We start from the raw sequence: 14,901 nt of genomic DNA on the forward strand, positions 1-14,901 counted from the left end.
GTCGCGCACGTGATACGCGATGTTCCTCGAACAGCCCACGGACTGGGAGCGGTACCTGACCGAGTGCCTGCCGACGGCGGGCGGGACGCTCGCGGACCACGGCGGGGAGCTGACCGTCCGGAACGAGGCGTCCGAGATCACCGGGAGCGACTGGGACCACGATATGACCGTCGTGGTGGCGTTCCCGTCGGTCGAGGACACACGGGCCCGGTACGAGGGGCCGGCATACGCGGAGGGCAAGCCGACCCGACGCCTGCGAGCACGCCTATGCCGTCATCACGCCAGAGTTCGCCGGGAGGGCCTCCCGGACCGACGGGCTCTCGCCCCTGCTGGGCTGGGTTCGCGGGAGCGACCGGAGGCCGGTCGGAACCTCGGTGGTGGGGCCCCCAGCGGCCGTGCCACGTGCCCACGCCACGACAGGGTGCGAGCCCGCGACTCTCACGTGGCCGTCGCTCACGGGATCCGGACCCGGTATCAGGAGTTACTTGGCGGTCCGTGTGGTGGGAGCTACCATGTGTTTATGCCTGCTCACAGCAGCCGCTGCGGGCGGTCCTCTGCAGTACACGGTCCCGGTCGTCGGTGCCGAACTGGGACGGACGACGGTCACCGCTATCGGCGCCGTCCTGATCCTGTTCCTCCTCATGGGGTCCGGGTTCTTCTCCTCCTCGGAGATCGCGATGTTCTCGCTGCCGGCCCACCAGATCGACGCGATGGTCGAGCAGGGGCTGCGCGGCGCGCGGGCCGTCAGATCGCTCAAGGAGGACCCCCACCGCCTGCTCGTGACGATCCTCGTCGGCAACAACATGGTCAACATCACGATGTCCTCCGTCTCGACGACAGTCGTCGGCTTCTACCTTGACGCCGGCACGGCGGTCGCCGTCTCCTCGCTCGGCATCACCTCGATGGTGCTGATCTTCGGCGAGAGCGCGCCGAAATCCTACGCCGTCGAGAACACCGAGGCCCACGCACGGCGCGTCGCCCGGGGGCTGAAGATCGTCGAGAAGGTACTGTGGCCGCTCATCACGCTGTTCTACTACCTGACGGGCGTCGTGAACCGGCTCACCGGGGGGAACCCGTCCATCGAGTCGACGTACGTCACCCGTGACGAGATCCGGAACATCATCAAGACGGGCGAGCGCGAGGGCGTACTCGACGAGGAGGAGCGACAACTGCTCCAGCGTGCTCTCCGGTTCACCGACGCCAGTGCCAAGGAGGTGATGACCCCCCGGCTGGATATGGAGGCCGTCTCCGCGGACGCGACTGTCCGGGAGGCGGTCGAGCGGTGTATCCAGTCGGGTCATGCCCGCCTGCCGGCCTATGAGGGGTCGCTGGACGACATCGTCGGCGTGTTCGACATCCGGAACCTGGCGGAGGTCGACTACGACGACGGCACCGACCTGCTGGTGCGGGACGTGGTCACGCCGTCGCTCCACGTCCCCGAGTCGAAGAACGTCGACGAACTCCTCACGGAGATGCGGGAGAACCGGCTCCAGATGGTCATGGTCGTCGACGAGTTCGGCGCCACCGGCGGCCTCATCACGATGGAGGACGTCCTCGAGGAGATCGTCGGGGAGATACTGGTCGGTGGCGAGGACCACCCGATCGAGTCCGTCGACGACACGGAGGTGCTGGCCCGCGGCGACGTCAACATCGAGGCGGTCAACGAGGCGCTCGACATCGACCTCCCCGAGGCCGAGGAGTTCGAGACCATCGCCGGCTTCATCTTCAACCGCGCAGGGCGCCTCGTCGAGCAGGGCGAGACGTTCGACTACGAGAACGTGACGCTGCGGGCCGAACAGGTGGAGGACACCCGCATCCGGCGGATACGTGTGACCGTCGACCGGCAGCTCGACCGAGCCGACGACGAGGGTCCGGCGGTCGAGGGGGACGAGTTCGAGTGACCGCCAGTGGCCGACCGGCCGTCGGTGAGCGACTGACGGCCGGCGGAAAGGATTAGACGGCCGGGCGACGTAGCCGCGCGCATCGGAAGATGTACGATACCATCCTCCTCCCCTTCGACGGCAGCGATGGCGCCGCGGAGGTGCTCCACCACGCCGCCGAGATCGCACACTGGGCCGACGCGACCATCCAGCTGCTCTACGTGGCGGACACGGCACGCGAGAGCGTCACCGTCGTCGATGGTGACGCCGTCGACGTCCTCGAACGCGAGGGCCGGGACATCGTGGACGAGGGGGCCAGGGCGCTGGAGACGCTCGGCGTCTCCCACCGGACCGACGTCGTCCAGGGGAACCCCGCCCCCACCATCGTCGAGTACGCCGAGGCGTTCGACCAGGACCTGGTCATGATGCCGACCCACGGGCGCGAGGGGCTCTCGCGGTACCTCATCGGGAGCGTCTCCGAGAAGGTCGTCCGGCTCTCCTCGGTGCCCGTCCTCTCCGCCCGGATGCAGCCCGACGAGACGCTGGCGTTCCCCTACGAGACCGTCCTCGTCCCGACCGACGGCAGCGACGCCGCGACACACGCTGCCGACCACCTCCTCCGGTTCGCGGTCGCACTCGACGCGACCGTCCACGTCCTCTCCGTCGTGGACGAGGACACGCTGGGGCCGGACGTCCGGTCGACGCTGGCCGGGACGGACGACGAGGGGGCCGCGAACGACGCGGTCGAGGCCATCGTCTCGACCGCCGAAACGGAGGGCGTCACGGACATCGTCCCACACGTCGAACACGGCCGCCCGGCGGGGGCCATCCTCGACTGTATCGAGGCACACGACGTGGACGCGGTGGGGATGGGAACGACTGGGAGACGGGGGACGGACCGCATCCTGCTCGGCAGTGTCACCGAGAGGACCGTCCGCTCCGCACCGGTCCCCGTCATGACCGTCGCGAAACCGGACTGACGTGCCCCACTCCGGGCGATGCTCGCCGGGTTCGTCTACGGCACTCGCGCACTGCACTCACGCGAGGAGAGGTCGTATCCTACACCAGTCATGACAGAATCGGGCGTATAAGTCCACAACGACCGACCCCGAGAACGGCAGATCCACAATTATCGATATGATGATGATATATACGAATAAGCACCCTGGCGGCCGTTTCGGACGCGAGCACCGAAGAGCGCGACGGAATCACACACGGGGGCCGTCGCCGGGTGTCGGAGGTCATGGAACGACGACCGCGGCCTCGGGTCGTTCACCTCGCTCGGACGACGAGCGGGATGCTGCCCCGGTGCGTCACGCCGGCTACTCCGGACGCAGTCATAGCTCTTCTATGGGCCCGAGAGCCCATCACTCACGCGAGCGGTTCGACTCGGCGTCGTGGCCCTCGGGACCTCCCCGAGGACGAGGAGCCGGATCTCCAGCACGCCGTCGGCCTCGTTGTAGTCGGCTGTGATGGCCGCTGTATCCACGGCCCGAGGGAAGGTCTGCGGTTCGTGACCCGGATCCGACCGCCGTGACGGTGTTCGACGGCGACGTGGAGGTGGCCGTCCGCCCACTGTACGTCGATATCCTCCGGGGCGGCGTCGACATCCGCCAGTACGAGGTAGTCGTCAGCCCCCGGTACAGTTCGAGTTCGTGCCGCGGGTCGACCATGGCAGCCATCGGAACCACCTGTACGACGGTAGGTCCGCCACCTGCCTGGGTCGGCCGGCGAACCCGTTCGACACCGTGCGGCTGGGGAGCACTCGGTGGCGCGGCTGGAGGAGCGACGACTCGTGACGCCAGGACGGACCCCGCCCCGGGACACTCGCAACAGGTCCCGACCCGCGAGGCTCGCAGTGAGATGCCCGCATACGCGCGAGCAGGGCGGGACTCCGTCCCGCCTGCAGTCGGAGGTGGTCCGATGACGAGGCGAGCGCGTCTCACCGGTCCGAACGAAGCGAGGACCGGCTTTTTCCAAACGTTCTTTGCCCCGAGTGGTGCCCGCAGGCGCGAGCGAAGCGAGCGCCGAGGACACCCGAGCGGCAAAGAAGCTCCCCTAGAGCTTGCCGGCGCGCTGCAGCTTCATGAGGTCCTCGGTGTCGAGGGTCTCGCCCTCCTTGAAGCGCTGGTAGATCTCTTCGGCCTCCTCCTGGGCCTGCTCCTTCTTGGCCTGGCGCTGGTCCTTGCGCTCCTCCTCCTCCTCCTTGTCCATCTCGCGGAGTCGCTTCTGGACGCGGACGAAGTCCTCGTGGTGGCGGTCGGCGGCCTCCTGGGCCTCGACGAACTTGTCGTGCCACTCGTCGGCCTCGTCACGGATGTCGTCGGCCTCCCGGTAGGCCTCGATCATCTGGTTGTGGTGCTCCTGGGCCTCGTCGGCGAGCTCGGTCACCTTCTGGTGGTGCTCGCTGGCCTCGGCGCGGACCTCCTGGGCCTCCTGCTTGATCTCCTCGAGGTCGCCCGTGTCGTCGAGCTTGGCCTTGCGGTCCTGGAGCTTCTCGCGTTTGGTCTCGATCTTCTCGATGAGTTCGCGCTCGGCGTCGGTCGAGAGGACCTCGGTCTGCTGCTTGAACTCGAGGTCCTCGATCTCCTCCTTGAGCTCGTCGGCCGACTTCCCCTCGTTGAGCTCGAGGTCCTCCTTCATGTCGTCGACCTTGTCGAACAGCTCGTTGGCCTTCGCGTTGAGTTCGTTGCGCTGCTCCTTGTGCTCCTGAACCTGCTCGTTGAGCTCGTCGCGCTTCTCGCGGTGTTCCTGGGCCTCGTCGACCTTCTCGCGGGTCTTCGCGTTGAGCTCGTCGCGCTTGGAGGCGCGCTCGGAGGCCATCTGGTTCAGCTCGTTCCGCCGGTCGCGGAGCTGGCCGGCCTTCTTGATGAGCTGCCCCTTAGAATCGTCCTCGAGGTTGTCGTCTGTCAGTTCTACGTTCTTGCTTTCGTCGATGCTCTCTACCATTGTTGGTAACTCTCTATCCATTACCGCTCCGGAGTCCCACAGCAGTCTCTATGGACGTAGCAGCCACCGAGGGATCCAAAGGTCCTGTCATTCTGGTCGGCTGACGATGCTGGCGAACGCCGGAGGCGTTCTGGTATTTCTATGTTCAGCAGTGATAGATATAATAGTTTCGCCGCCCCATGCGTCGTGAAAGCCACTCTCACGGGCGGAGAAGCGCGGTAACGGTTCACACGACGGCATCGTCAATAGATAAACCGGGTGTCGGATGTCGGGGCCTGCAGCCGCTCCGGTCGGCAGGGAGAGCGGCGGCCTGAAGTGTGCTCGCCATCCGGTTTCGAGCATGACCGACGGTGCCAACACCGATGCGGCGGCCCGCGAGGTCGTCCGCGCGCACGGACACGAGCACGTCACGGCCGAACACGCCAGCACGTTCGAGGTGACGACCGACGACTGGCTCACGCCGACCGGGGACTGCATCCTCGCCGTCGAGGCCGACCGTGCGCCCGCGGACTTCGACGAGGCGTTCGTCGCTCGCTGCCGGGCCGCCGACGCCCGTATCGAGGCCGTCATCGCGGTCGACCCCGCGGGCGACTGGGACGACCCCGCCCACACGGCGACCGTCCGCGGCCGGGGTCACCCGGACCTGCGGTTCGACGACGAGCGCGGCGTCGTCGCACGCACCAGCGACCACGTCGACGACCGGACCGTGATGGTGGACACGGAGGCCGCCTCGGCGGACCTCGACCGCGACCTCGTGGCTGCGCTGGCCGCGGGCGCGGAGCTCCGGCTGACGCTGCGGGTGCTGGCGGGGGAGTAACGGGTCCTACTCGATATCGACGGTCAGCACGCCGTTGGAGACGCGTCGCTCGGTCCCCGACGGGTCGAAGGGGAGGTCGAACGCACGCTCGACGCCCCCGGCGGTGACCGTCACCGCGTTCGCCCCCACCCGGACCGTCGCATCGGGGTCGTCGACGACCAGGGTGGCCGTCCCGCCCTCGGGGCCGACGTCGAACCGGACCAGCGGCCGCGACGCCGGGTCCGTCGCCGAGCCCTCGGGCGACGTCTCGTGGCCGGCGGCTACGGCCCGCCGGGCGGCCGTCGGAGTCCGACCCCGCCGGACCAGCAGCACCCGACGGCCACCGGTATCGGGCCGGTCCTCAACCTCGACGTGGCCCGTGCGGACGGACGCCGAGACGCCGGGGAGCAGGTTCAGCGAACGGACGAACAGCCGCATCGGCGCGAGGAACGGGTTCATTACCACACAGTGGCGGCGCGTGGTATTCAACGGTTTCGGCTGCGGGAGTCCCCCGTTCGCCGTCGTGACGGTCGCGAACCCCACCACTATGTCGGCGCCGTCCCACGGTCACGGTATGAGCGAGGAGCCAGAGGGGGACCCGGAGCCGACGGAGAACATCAGCGGTGGCGAGGCCGGCGGCGGTCCGTCAGGGTTCGAACCGGCGGCGGACCCGGCGACCCGCGCCGAGGCCGTCGTGGACCGACTCGGCGAGCGGTACTGGCGCAAGGCCTACGGCGGGCAGGCGGCGTTCGAGTGCCTGGTCCGGACGGTGCTTTCGCAGAATACCTCCGACAAGGCCTCGCAGCCGGCCCACGACGCGCTGATGGAACGGTACGGACCGGGCGGCCCGGAGTGGGCGGACGACCTGGCGGCATCGGTCGCGGCCGCCACGCAGGACGATCTCGCGGAGACCATCGCCTCGGCCGGGCTGTACAACCGGAAGTCGGAGACGCTCATCCGGCTGGCCGCACGGGTGCTCGACGAGTACGGTGGCGCCGACGCGTTCGACCGGTTCGTCACCGAGGAGAGCCCGGGGACGGTCCGCGAGGTGCTGCTCGATATGAAGGGCGTGGGGCCGAAGACGGCCGACTGCGTGCTCCTGTTCTCCGGCGGCCGGGGGGGTGTCTTCCCCGTCGACACCCACGTCCATCGCATCGCCCGGCGGATGGGGCTCGCGCCGGCCGACGCCGACCACGAGGCGGTCCGGGCGGCCCTAGAGCGCGACGTGCCGGCGGAGAAGTGTGGCTTCGGCCACACGGCGATGATCCAGTTCGGCCGCGAGTTCTGCAGCGCGCGCAAGCCCGCGTGCACAGACGACCCCGACGCCTGCCCGCTGGCCGACCACTGCGACCAGGTCGGCGTCTATCCGGAGACCGGCGACGTGGTCGACCCGGCCGAGGCTCCGGAGGCGGACACGACGGCCGACTGAGTGTCAGCCCTCGACCCGGCGTCGACCGAGCCACTCGCGCTCCCGGACCGCGACGGCGCCGACCAGCAGGACGACCAGCGCGAACGCGACCAGCGACAGGTTCGGGACGGTGAGCCCGGCGACCGGCGCACGCCACTGGACCGCCCCACAGCCACCCTCCACGAGCCCGCAGGCGACGGCCGGCCCGGGTACGGCGAGTGGGAGCGCGGTCCGCCAGACGCCCGGCCGCGCCTCGACGGTCGCCACGCCGACCGCCCGAGCGGGTACATCAGGACCCGCTGGTACCAGCAGAGTTCCCACGGGACCAGGCCCGGCCCGAGCGAGACCCAGAGGCTGCCGGCGGTGGCGACGGCCGCGACGAGCGTCGCGAGCGCGAGCGGTGTCCGCACGCCCGGGAGCGGCCCGTCGCGGGCGAACCGGCGTGTCTCCGTCACCATCGGATCACCCGCTGACGCTGTCGAGCGCGCTCCGGAGCGGTTCGGGCTCGAACGGGGAGTAGGCCGAGTCACCGACGACGAGGGTCGGCGTCCCCCTGACGCCCGCGCTGGCGGCGAACTCGGTGTTCGCGCGGACCCCGCTCTCGTGGGAGCCGTCGGCGATGGCGCTCCCGACCGCGTCCGGGTCGGCGACGCCGGCCGCACCGGCGAACTCGACCAGTCGCGGCCGTGTGGCCCACGCCTCGTCCTCCGGCGGCTGGTTCGCCATCACGTGCTCGTGGAACCGCCAGTAGCTCGCCGGGTCGACGTTCCAGACCGCCAGCCCCGCACGACCCGCGCGTGGCGCGTCCGGACCGAGGAACGGCTCCCCGCCGCCCGTGTAGCAGAGCGCCCGGTACTCCAGCGCGATATCGCCGGGGGTGACGTAGTCGGTGACGAGCGCCCCGAGCGAGAGTCCCCGGTCGGTACCGTTCGAGAACTCCGCGCAGAGCGGGCACTTCCAGTTGCCGACGTACGTGACCGTCGTCGACACGCCGGCGTCCATCCGGGCGTACGTGTACGCGCCCGGGTCGTCCGGAACCGGTGCGGTCGCCACCGGCCCGCTCGGTGTGCCCTCGCCGTCACTATCGCTGCCACCATCGCCGCCGCCGCCCGGTCCAGTACAGCCGGCGAGGCCAATCGTCGCGGCCGTACCGGCGGCTGCGAGGAAGGCCCGTCGTGTCTGCATGGTCGAACTTGCCGGAAGGCGGGCCTCAAGCTTCTGGTCGGACCGTCGAAAACGGGGAACCGGGACCGCGGCGTCCGTCGCTGGGTCGGTTCAGTCCTCGAGCGCGTCGGCGATCCGCTGGACCTCGCGCCGGATGTCGTGGAGTTCGTCGCGGACCTTCCGGACCTCGCGGACGAGTTCCTCGTTGTCCTGGCCGCCCTCGCCGCGGCCGCCGGGGCCGCCCTCGGGGGAGCCGCCGAGCGCGCCGCCGGGGCCGCCGCCGCCCATCATGCCGCCCATCATCTGCGCGAACGGGTTGCCGCCGCCACCGCCGCCCATGCCGGGGCCGCCACCGCCCATCCCGGGCGGGCCGCCGCCCATCATCTCCTCCATGCGCTCCTCGGGGCTGGCGCCCTCGCCGTCCTCGCCCTCGTGTTCCTCGGCGCGCTGCTGGCGGATCTCCTCGACCCGCTCGCGGAAGGACTTCTCCTCGCCGCCGTCCTCGCCCTCGGCCTGCTCGCCGCCCTCGCTCGCGCTCTCGTCGGATTCATCCGTCATACTACCCTGATACCGGTGCGCCACGGAAAAACGTGCGGAATCCGCGGGCGCCGGGGGTCACTGGCCCGACGGACGGTCCTCAATCGTCGTCCAGTTCCCGCAGGACCGCCGAGACGCCGGCGGTCGAGGCGAGAAGCAGGGCCGCGTTGAACACCGTCCGGACGACGGGCTGGTAGCGTGCGGTCACCCACAGGTCGATGACGCGACCGGCACTCGTGTACAGCCCGACCGCTGCGATGACTCCGAGGAGCGAGAACGCTGCGAGCGCCCCCCACTGGAGGTAGCGGGCCGTCGTCTCGGGGTCCGGGAACGTGTCGTCCGCCGCCTCTGACGAGCGAGCCGAGGGCCCGCTCGTCCGATGGTCGCCCCGTTCACCGGCTCCGCCGTCCGCCGGCACGTCGTCGGTCATGCCGACCACCTCCGGACCGCGAGGAGGCCAGCGAACGCGGCCACCATCGCGGCGACGATGCCGAATCCGGGCTGCCCGCCGGCCTCGGTCGCCTGCTCCGTGACGGTCTCCTCCGCAACAGCGGTCTCCGTCGGCGTCTCCTCGTCGAACTCACCCACGTCGACGTCGTTCTCGCGGACGGTTTCGTTCTCGGGGACGCGCTCGCGGGGGGCCAGGGCCGCACCCGAGCGGGCGGTGTCGACGATGACGTCGTCCTTCCAGAGCACCGCCTCCAGATAGTAGTTGTACTCGTCGGGGACGGTCAGTTCGGCCCCGGGCGTGACGGTCTCGCCGCTGCCGATACGGTCGATCCGCATCGACGCGCGGTCGGCGACGATGTTCGAATCCACCTGCCGGGCGTAGACCGTCACGCGGAGGTCCTCGACCGGGTCACCGCCGCCGTTGGTGAGGAACGTCGAGACGTCGAGCGCCGTTCGGTTGCCGGCCGCGGCGATGCTGTACTGGACGACCGGCAGCCCCACGCCGGAGAAGCGATGGAACCGCACGTCCGAGCGGGCGTAGTCCGGGCGCAGACCGGTCAGGCCGGCGACCCGGGTCCGCGTCGACCGGACCCGGGTGCCGTTCTCGTAGACGATGGCCTCGAGCTCGTACTCGCCCTCGCGGGGGACCGTCAGCGTCCCGTTGACCGTCCGCTCGGCCGTCCCGGTCACGGTGCCGACGCGCTCGACGTGCCGGTCGACGACCAGTTCGGAGTCGGGCTCGACCGCCCGGTAGCGGACGGACACCGACTCCGCAGGGCTGCCACGGTGGGTCAGGCCCAGCCCCATCCGCAGGGTCGCGCGGCTCCCCGTGACGGCACCGGTCGAGACGGTCGCCTCCACGATGTCCAGTTCCGCGGGCGGCTCGGGCGGTTCGGTCGGTTGGCTCACGATACCGGGGACCTGGGTGGCGGTCGCCGCGGTCCCTCCGAGCATGAGGACCACGACGCCCGCCAGCGTCAGTTCACGACGCATACGCCGGGCCGTGACGATGCCGCGGTAAACGCTTTGTGTGCGGATAAGTGCTTTGTGGAATCTACGGCGAGCGACGTGCGGGACGCCGCCCCTGTGACCCGGTCCCGCACCCGCCGGAGGATGTCCATCCGGCCGCGGTACCCGGAGCCGGCAGTCTTAATCCGGTGCCCGCGCCACCGTCGGCTAGTGTTCGGCTTCGAACTCGCCCGGGTCGCGACCACGACCGGTTACGGCACGGTCGCCGACCTGCTGCGGCTGCTCGTGGTCCCGGCCTTCGGCTACGCCGCGTACCACGACATCCGGACCCGGCGGGTCGACGGCCGGCTGTGGGCGCCGCTGGTCGTCATCGGCCTCGTCGCGCTGCTGCTTGATTTCTCGCGGGTCGGGCTCACGTCGTTCACGGGCGAGCAGCTGCTCGTCCGCACCGGCGTCTCCCTGGGGCTGGTGGGGTCGCTCGGCTACCTGTTCTGGCGGCTGGGGGCGTTCGGCGGCGCCGACGCGAAGGCCATCATGACGCTCTCGCTCTGTTTCCCCGTCTCCCCGAGCTACCTGCTCCCGTTCGGGACGGTACCGGAGGTCCGGGCGACGCTGGGCGTGTTCTCGCTGACCATCCTGACCAACACCGTGCTCGCGGGGCTGGCGTATCCGCTGGTCCTCGCGGCGGGGAACGCCGTCCGGGGGCGGCTCGCGCCGCCGATGTTCATCGGCCGGCCCGTCCGGGTCGACGCGGTCGCGGGGACCTACGGCTCGCTGCTGGAGACGCCCGACGGGTTCACCCGCCGCGGGCTGGACCTCGACGCGCTCCGGATGTACCTGCGGTGGCGCGGGACGACGCTCTCGGCCGCCCGGGACGACCCCGGACGGTTCCGCGACCCCGACTCCGTGCCCACGCCCGGCGAGCGCGGCGACCCGACCAGCGGCTCCGTCGCCGAGGGGGACCCGGTGGCCGACGGCGGACCGACGGCGGACGACGCCCCACAAGGCGCGACGCCCCGCGCCCCGCCGGCCCCCTGTGTCCCGACGACGGACACGCCGGCGACGCCGGCCGTCCACCGGGTCGACGAGTGGGGTGCGGCGACGTTCCTCGACGACGTCGGCTACGCCTACGGGACGACCCCGGCGGACCTGCGGGCGGGCCTGGAGCTGCTGACCGAGCCCGACCGCGACCGGGTGTGGGTCTCGCCGGGCATCCCGTTCGTCGTGCCCATGTTCGTGGGGCTGCTCGTCGCGCTCACGCTCGGGGACGTGCTGTTCGCACTGGTGAACGGGCTCTGAGCGACGGGCGCTCGCCGCCGCTACGCCCACGAAAAGACCTATCCTCGGGACGGGCCTCCGCACGCTCATGAGCGACACCGAGTCCACCGCGAGCGTCGAGGTCGACGCCGACGTGGCCCTCGACTTCGACGACGGCCTGCTGCCGGCGGTCGCGCAGGACGCCGAGACGGGCGACGTGCTGATGCTGGCCTACGTCGACCCGGAGGCGCTGGCCCACACCCAGGAGACGGGGTACGCCCACTACCACTCCCGCTCCCGCGACGAGCTGTGGAAGAAGGGCGGCTCCAGCGGCCACGTCCAGCGCGTCCGCGAGGTCCGCGTCGACTGCGACGGTGACGCGCTGCTCTACCGCGTCGAACAGGAGGGTGGCGCCTGTCACACCGGCTTCGAGAGCTGCTTCCACCGCACCCTCGACGGCGAGACGGTCGGCGAGCGCGCCTTCGACCCCGACGAGGTGTACGGTGACGACGCCGACGAGGCGGCGACTGACGGGGACCCATGACCGACACCGCTTCGAGCAGCATGGCCGGCGGCGCCGCCGGCTCCGACAGCGCGGAGACGCTCGTCGCCGAGCTCGACGCCGCGAACGACGCGTACGAGCGCCTCGACGAGCGCGTGGCCGAGCACGGCGAGGCGTCGCTCGACCGGGTGGCCGGCGCCTGCCGGCAGGTCGACCGCCTGTTCGAGCGCTACGAGGACCGCGCCACCGACTACGACGACTTCGAGGGCTACCTGGAGTTCCAGGACGCCTTCGTCGAGTTCGTCGCGGACCTCCCCGAGGACCTGCCAGCGCGGGACGCGTTCGAGACGGCCGACGAGATCTTCCAGCGCTCCCGCCTGAAGGAGAAACACTTCGATCGCGCCCGCGAGGCGCTCGAACCGGCCCGGGACCTCGCCGCGCTGTACGACGACTGGGAGACCGCCCGCGAGCGGTACAGCGACGCCCGCTACGCCGTCGCCCGCCGGCTGGAGGCCGTCGAGGAGCGTCTCAAGGACATCGAGCAGACGCTGCGCTACGGCGAGGCCGACCTCGACGCGCCGGTCGGCCGGCTCCGTGACCCCATCGAGACGTACGACGAGGGCGTCAGCGAGGCGTTCACCGAGGCGAAACGCCGGGCGCCGGCCCACGAGACGTTGTCGGTGCTGGCGGCGGCCGCTGACGAGCCGCTGCTGGACGCGCGCCAGCCGCCCAGCCGGCTCCTCGGCTACGTCCGCGAGTCGCCGGTCGGCGAGGAGTCGGTGATGGAACTGCTGGAGTACGCGGGCTACTCCAACTCCAAGCTGGGCCACTACGTCGAGGACCCGGCGGCGTTCCAGCGCTGCGTGGCCGCCAACGAGACCTACCTGCAGCGGCTCGACGCGGAGCCGCTGACGGTCGGCTGGCCGCCGCCGACCGCCGCCGACCTGCGCTGGTGGGCCGGCGCCGCCGAATCCGTCGTCCGCCGGTTCGCCGACGAGGCGGTCGTCGCGACGCTCCGGACGGTCCGCGAGCTGACCCACACGGCCGAGTACGAGGCGCTCCGCGAGGCGGCCGTCGCGCGGGCGGCACTGGACGACCGCGAGCGCGAGCGCCTGCGGGCCGGCGCCGTCGAATCGGACCGGGCAGCTGCCCGCGAGACGCGGGACCTGCTGGAAACGGCGCTGGAGGAGTACCCGCCGCTGGAGGCGCGCTGAGGCGCCGATCACCGGTCGGTGCCCGTTCCCCTCGCCGTGGGGCTGTCGGTCCGCCGGTCCGTCGGCGTCGCGTCCGGCTTGGAGACGCTCAGCACCCGCGCCACGTTCCCCTCGCGGTAGAACAGCTCCGCGGTGTCGCCGAGGCTGACGCTGTTGAAATCGCCGCGCGTGAGCTCGGCCTCCCCGCAGCCGCCCGCCCCGTCGGCGTCGGGTGCGCAGTCGTGTTCGATGAGATAGTCGACGCCGTCGTAGCGCCGGTCCAGCGCGTCCCCGAGTGGTTTCGAGACGATGAGCGGTCCCGTCTCCGCGAAGTCCTCCCGATGGCCGCCGGCGACCGTCCGGGCCTCGTCGATGGCGTCGAAGACGATGCGACCACGGCCGTTCTCGGTCCCGACGGCGATGTACTTCGCGCGGACGAGCCCCCGCTCGGTGAGTCCGACGGCGCCGAGACAACCGCTCGCTGCCGCGAGCCCACCGACCGTCGTCGCGCCCAGCGCCCGGAGCGCCGCCCGTCGTCGCATACCGGCGTTTCGACCGGTGCCGCAAGGAGGTTTCCGTTATCGGTCCGCGCCGCCGCAGGAGGCCGCGCTCAGATACTGCCCGTCACGTCGCCGTACGTGCCCGCCTCGTACTGGCTGTCGGGGACGACGACGACGCTGCCGAAGCCCTCGCGGTCCTGGAGCATCTCGTGGGCGCGCGGGGTCTCGCTCATCGGCAGCACCTCGCGGATGTAGGGGGTGAGCGTGCCGTCCCAGACCAGCGAGAGGACGTCGTCCATCTCGCCCGGCGTGCCCATCGTGGAGCCGAGGATGTCGAGCTGCTTCCAGAATATCTGGGAGATGTCCGTCTCCGGCTTCGGGCCGCTCGTCGCGCCGCAGGTGACGAGCCGGCCGCCCTTCGCGCACGCGGAGATGGAGTCCTGCCAGGTCGCCGCGCCGACGTGGTCGACCACGACGTCGGCGCCGCGGCCGCCGGTGTCGCTCCGGAGTTCGTCGACGAAGTCGTCCTCGTCGTAGTTGATGAGGTGGTCGGCGCCACAGTCCGCGGCCAGTTCGAGCTTGGCCTCGCTGGAGGCCGTCGCCCACACCTCGGCACCGGCGTTGTCGGCGATCTGGACCGCCGCGTGGCCGACGCCGCCGGAGGCGCCGTGGACCAGCACCTTCTCGCCCTGCCCGACCTCGGCACGGGTGGTCATCATCCGCCAGGCGGTCTGGAAGACCAGCGGCGCGGCCGCCGCCCGCACGAAGTCGACGTGGTCGGGGACGCCGACGAGGTTGTCCTCGGGGACCGCGGCCTGCTCGGAGTGGACGCCGCGGGTGTGTTCGCCGATGAGCTGGAAGTTCGCGCAGTGGGAGTAGTCGCCGTCCCGGCAGAACTCACAGGAGCCACAGGAGGTGCCCGGCGCGACGGCCACGCGGTCGCCGGCTTCGAACCGGTCCACGTCCTCGCCCACGGCGCTCACGACGCCGGCCCCGTCGCTGCCGGGGATGTGCGGGAACTCGCCGGGGCTCGGCATCCCCCGCCGGGTCCACACGTCCAGATGGTTCAACCCGCCCGCGCGGATGTCGACCAGACACTCGTCCCGGCCGACCTCGGGGTCCGGCAGGTCGCCGTGCTCGATGACGTCGGTGTCGCCGTGCTCGTCGTAATAGACGGCCTTCATGGACCGGGCGTCGTCCGGCGCATGCAAAACAGTAGCGGTGCCGGCCCCGGTGGCCGCCTCCGCCGGTCGCCGCGTGACCCAAAAGCCATCCCCGCCACCCCGCTAGTGTCGG

Annotated in this window: 16 protein-coding genes and 2 pseudogenes; 8 read left to right on the forward strand and 10 right to left on the reverse strand. The window is 71.0% G+C overall.

The features are described from left to right. Positions 1 to 19 precede the first annotated feature (19 nt). The 3 genes and pseudogenes from DP107_RS21370 to DP107_RS04205 form a co-directional block, all read left to right on the forward strand. Positions 20 to 193: pseudogene (locus DP107_RS21370) on the forward strand (DUF1330 domain-containing protein); the annotation flags it as partial. A gap of 319 nt (positions 194 to 512) precedes the next feature. Continuing rightward, a complete protein-coding gene (locus DP107_RS04200; RefSeq protein WP_144260901.1) occupies positions 513 to 1,901 on the forward strand; it encodes a hemolysin family protein in 1,389 nt (462 codons plus the stop codon). A gap of 89 nt (positions 1,902 to 1,990) precedes the next feature. Then, the gene (locus DP107_RS04205) at positions 1,991 to 2,860 is read left to right on the forward strand and encodes a universal stress protein (protein ID WP_144260902.1); all 870 of its coding nucleotides are present in this window, start codon (positions 1,991 to 1,993) and stop codon (positions 2,858 to 2,860) included. Between the two features lie 368 nt (positions 2,861 to 3,228). Here the strand turns inward: DP107_RS04205 and DP107_RS19815 are convergent, their stop codons facing one another. After that, positions 3,229 to 3,369 carry a hypothetical protein gene (locus DP107_RS19815; protein WP_185977165.1) on the reverse strand — a complete coding sequence of 47 codons (141 nt, stop codon included), beginning with the start codon at positions 3,367 to 3,369 and terminating at the stop codon, positions 3,229 to 3,231. 569 nt (positions 3,370 to 3,938) lie between these two features. Continuing rightward, the gene (locus DP107_RS04210; RefSeq protein ID WP_144260903.1) at positions 3,939 to 4,829 is read right to left on the reverse strand and encodes a coiled-coil protein; all 891 of its coding nucleotides are present in this window, start codon (positions 4,827 to 4,829) and stop codon (positions 3,939 to 3,941) included. A gap of 340 nt (positions 4,830 to 5,169) precedes the next feature. On the opposite strand from DP107_RS04210, the gene DP107_RS04215 reads away from it, so the two are divergent. After that, entirely contained in the window at positions 5,170 to 5,646 is a 477-nt protein-coding gene (locus DP107_RS04215) for a DUF371 domain-containing protein (protein WP_144260904.1), read from the forward strand. A gap of 6 nt (positions 5,647 to 5,652) precedes the next feature. Here DP107_RS04215 and DP107_RS04220 read toward each other — a convergent pair whose 3' ends face one another. Beyond that, the gene (locus tag DP107_RS04220; RefSeq protein WP_144260905.1) at positions 5,653 to 6,084 is read right to left on the reverse strand and encodes a hypothetical protein; all 432 of its coding nucleotides are present in this window, start codon (positions 6,082 to 6,084) and stop codon (positions 5,653 to 5,655) included. Positions 6,085 to 6,199: 115 nt separating this feature from the next. Between DP107_RS04220 and DP107_RS04225 the strand changes: the two genes are divergently transcribed. Then, positions 6,200 to 7,054: an endonuclease III domain-containing protein gene (locus DP107_RS04225; RefSeq protein WP_144260906.1), complete on the forward strand. Its 855-nt coding sequence runs from the start codon at positions 6,200 to 6,202 to the stop codon at positions 7,052 to 7,054. 3 nt (positions 7,055 to 7,057) lie between these two features. On the opposite strand, the pseudogene DP107_RS04230 reads toward DP107_RS04225, so the two are convergent. From DP107_RS04230 to DP107_RS21065, 5 genes and pseudogenes are all read right to left on the reverse strand, one after another. Continuing rightward, a pseudogene (locus tag DP107_RS04230) lies at positions 7,058 to 7,491 on the reverse strand (disulfide bond formation protein B). A gap of 4 nt (positions 7,492 to 7,495) precedes the next feature. Further along, positions 7,496 to 8,218, reverse strand: a complete 723-nt coding sequence (locus tag DP107_RS04235; protein WP_144260907.1) for a DsbA family protein — start codon at positions 8,216 to 8,218, stop codon at positions 7,496 to 7,498. 90 nt (positions 8,219 to 8,308) lie between these two features. Further along, positions 8,309 to 8,755, reverse strand: coding sequence for a hypothetical protein (locus DP107_RS04240; protein WP_144260908.1), 447 nt, complete (start codon positions 8,753 to 8,755; stop codon positions 8,309 to 8,311). A gap of 79 nt (positions 8,756 to 8,834) precedes the next feature. After that, entirely contained in the window at positions 8,835 to 9,164 is a 330-nt protein-coding gene (locus DP107_RS04245) for a hypothetical protein (RefSeq protein ID WP_144260909.1), read from the reverse strand. Beyond that, entirely contained in the window at positions 9,161 to 10,177 is a 1,017-nt protein-coding gene (locus tag DP107_RS21065) for a DUF7490 domain-containing protein (RefSeq protein ID WP_144260910.1), read from the reverse strand. The genes DP107_RS04245 and DP107_RS21065 overlap by 4 nt, the downstream gene beginning before the upstream one ends. Before the next feature lie 186 nt (positions 10,178 to 10,363). Between DP107_RS21065 and DP107_RS04255 the strand changes: the two genes are divergently transcribed. From DP107_RS04255 to DP107_RS04265, 3 genes are all read left to right on the forward strand, one after another. Continuing rightward, positions 10,364 to 11,452 (forward strand): A24 family peptidase, encoded by a 1,089-nt coding sequence (locus tag DP107_RS04255; RefSeq protein ID WP_238330773.1) that lies wholly within the window; start codon positions 10,364 to 10,366, stop codon positions 11,450 to 11,452. Between the two features lie 67 nt (positions 11,453 to 11,519). Further along, the gene (gene hisI, locus DP107_RS04260; RefSeq protein ID WP_144260912.1) at positions 11,520 to 11,954 is read left to right on the forward strand and encodes a phosphoribosyl-AMP cyclohydrolase; all 435 of its coding nucleotides are present in this window, start codon (positions 11,520 to 11,522) and stop codon (positions 11,952 to 11,954) included. Then, on the forward strand, positions 11,951 to 13,126 hold the full coding sequence (locus DP107_RS04265) for a DUF7118 family protein (protein ID WP_144260913.1): 1,176 nt from the start codon (positions 11,951 to 11,953) through the stop codon (positions 13,124 to 13,126). The genes hisI and DP107_RS04265 overlap by 4 nt, the downstream gene beginning before the upstream one ends. Before the next feature lie 8 nt (positions 13,127 to 13,134). Here DP107_RS04265 and DP107_RS04270 read toward each other — a convergent pair whose 3' ends face one another. Continuing rightward, positions 13,135 to 13,647 (reverse strand): hypothetical protein, encoded by a 513-nt coding sequence (locus DP107_RS04270; RefSeq protein WP_144260914.1) that lies wholly within the window; start codon positions 13,645 to 13,647, stop codon positions 13,135 to 13,137. Positions 13,648 to 13,715: 68 nt separating this feature from the next. Next, complete coding sequence (locus tag DP107_RS04275) at positions 13,716 to 14,789, reverse strand: zinc-binding dehydrogenase (protein WP_144260915.1); 1,074 nt, start codon at positions 14,787 to 14,789, stop codon at positions 13,716 to 13,718. Positions 14,790 to 14,901 lie beyond the last annotated feature (112 nt).

Source organism: Haloglomus irregulare (assembly GCF_007421925.1).
Taxonomy (GTDB): domain Archaea; phylum Halobacteriota; class Halobacteria; order Halobacteriales; family Haloarculaceae; genus Haloglomus; species Haloglomus irregulare.

Coding starts and splice junctions, on each gene's coding strand:
- DP107_RS04200 (WP_144260901.1), top strand. CDS start 513: ATGTGTTTATGCCTGCTCACAGCAGCCGCTGCGGGCGGTCCTCTGCAG.
- DP107_RS04205 (WP_144260902.1), top strand. CDS start 1,991: ATGTACGATACCATCCTCCTCCCCTTCGACGGCAGCGATGGCGCCGCG.
- DP107_RS04210 (WP_144260903.1), bottom strand. CDS start 4,829: ATGGTAGAGAGCATCGACGAAAGCAAGAACGTAGAACTGACAGACGAC.
- DP107_RS04215 (WP_144260904.1), top strand. CDS start 5,170: ATGACCGACGGTGCCAACACCGATGCGGCGGCCCGCGAGGTCGTCCGC.
- DP107_RS04220 (WP_144260905.1), bottom strand. CDS start 6,084: ATGAACCCGTTCCTCGCGCCGATGCGGCTGTTCGTCCGTTCGCTGAAC.
- DP107_RS04225 (WP_144260906.1), top strand. CDS start 6,200: ATGAGCGAGGAGCCAGAGGGGGACCCGGAGCCGACGGAGAACATCAGC.
- DP107_RS04235 (WP_144260907.1), bottom strand. CDS start 8,218: ATGCAGACACGACGGGCCTTCCTCGCAGCCGCCGGTACGGCCGCGACG.
- DP107_RS04240 (WP_144260908.1), bottom strand. CDS start 8,755: ATGACGGATGAATCCGACGAGAGCGCGAGCGAGGGCGGCGAGCAGGCC.
- DP107_RS04245 (WP_144260909.1), bottom strand. CDS start 9,164: ATGACCGACGACGTGCCGGCGGACGGCGGAGCCGGTGAACGGGGCGAC.
- DP107_RS21065 (WP_144260910.1), bottom strand. CDS start 10,177: ATGCGTCGTGAACTGACGCTGGCGGGCGTCGTGGTCCTCATGCTCGGA.
- hisI (WP_144260912.1), top strand. CDS start 11,520: ATGAGCGACACCGAGTCCACCGCGAGCGTCGAGGTCGACGCCGACGTG.
- DP107_RS04265 (WP_144260913.1), top strand. CDS start 11,951: ATGACCGACACCGCTTCGAGCAGCATGGCCGGCGGCGCCGCCGGCTCC.
- DP107_RS04270 (WP_144260914.1), bottom strand. CDS start 13,647: ATGCGACGACGGGCGGCGCTCCGGGCGCTGGGCGCGACGACGGTCGGT.
- DP107_RS04275 (WP_144260915.1), bottom strand. CDS start 14,789: ATGAAGGCCGTCTATTACGACGAGCACGGCGACACCGACGTCATCGAG.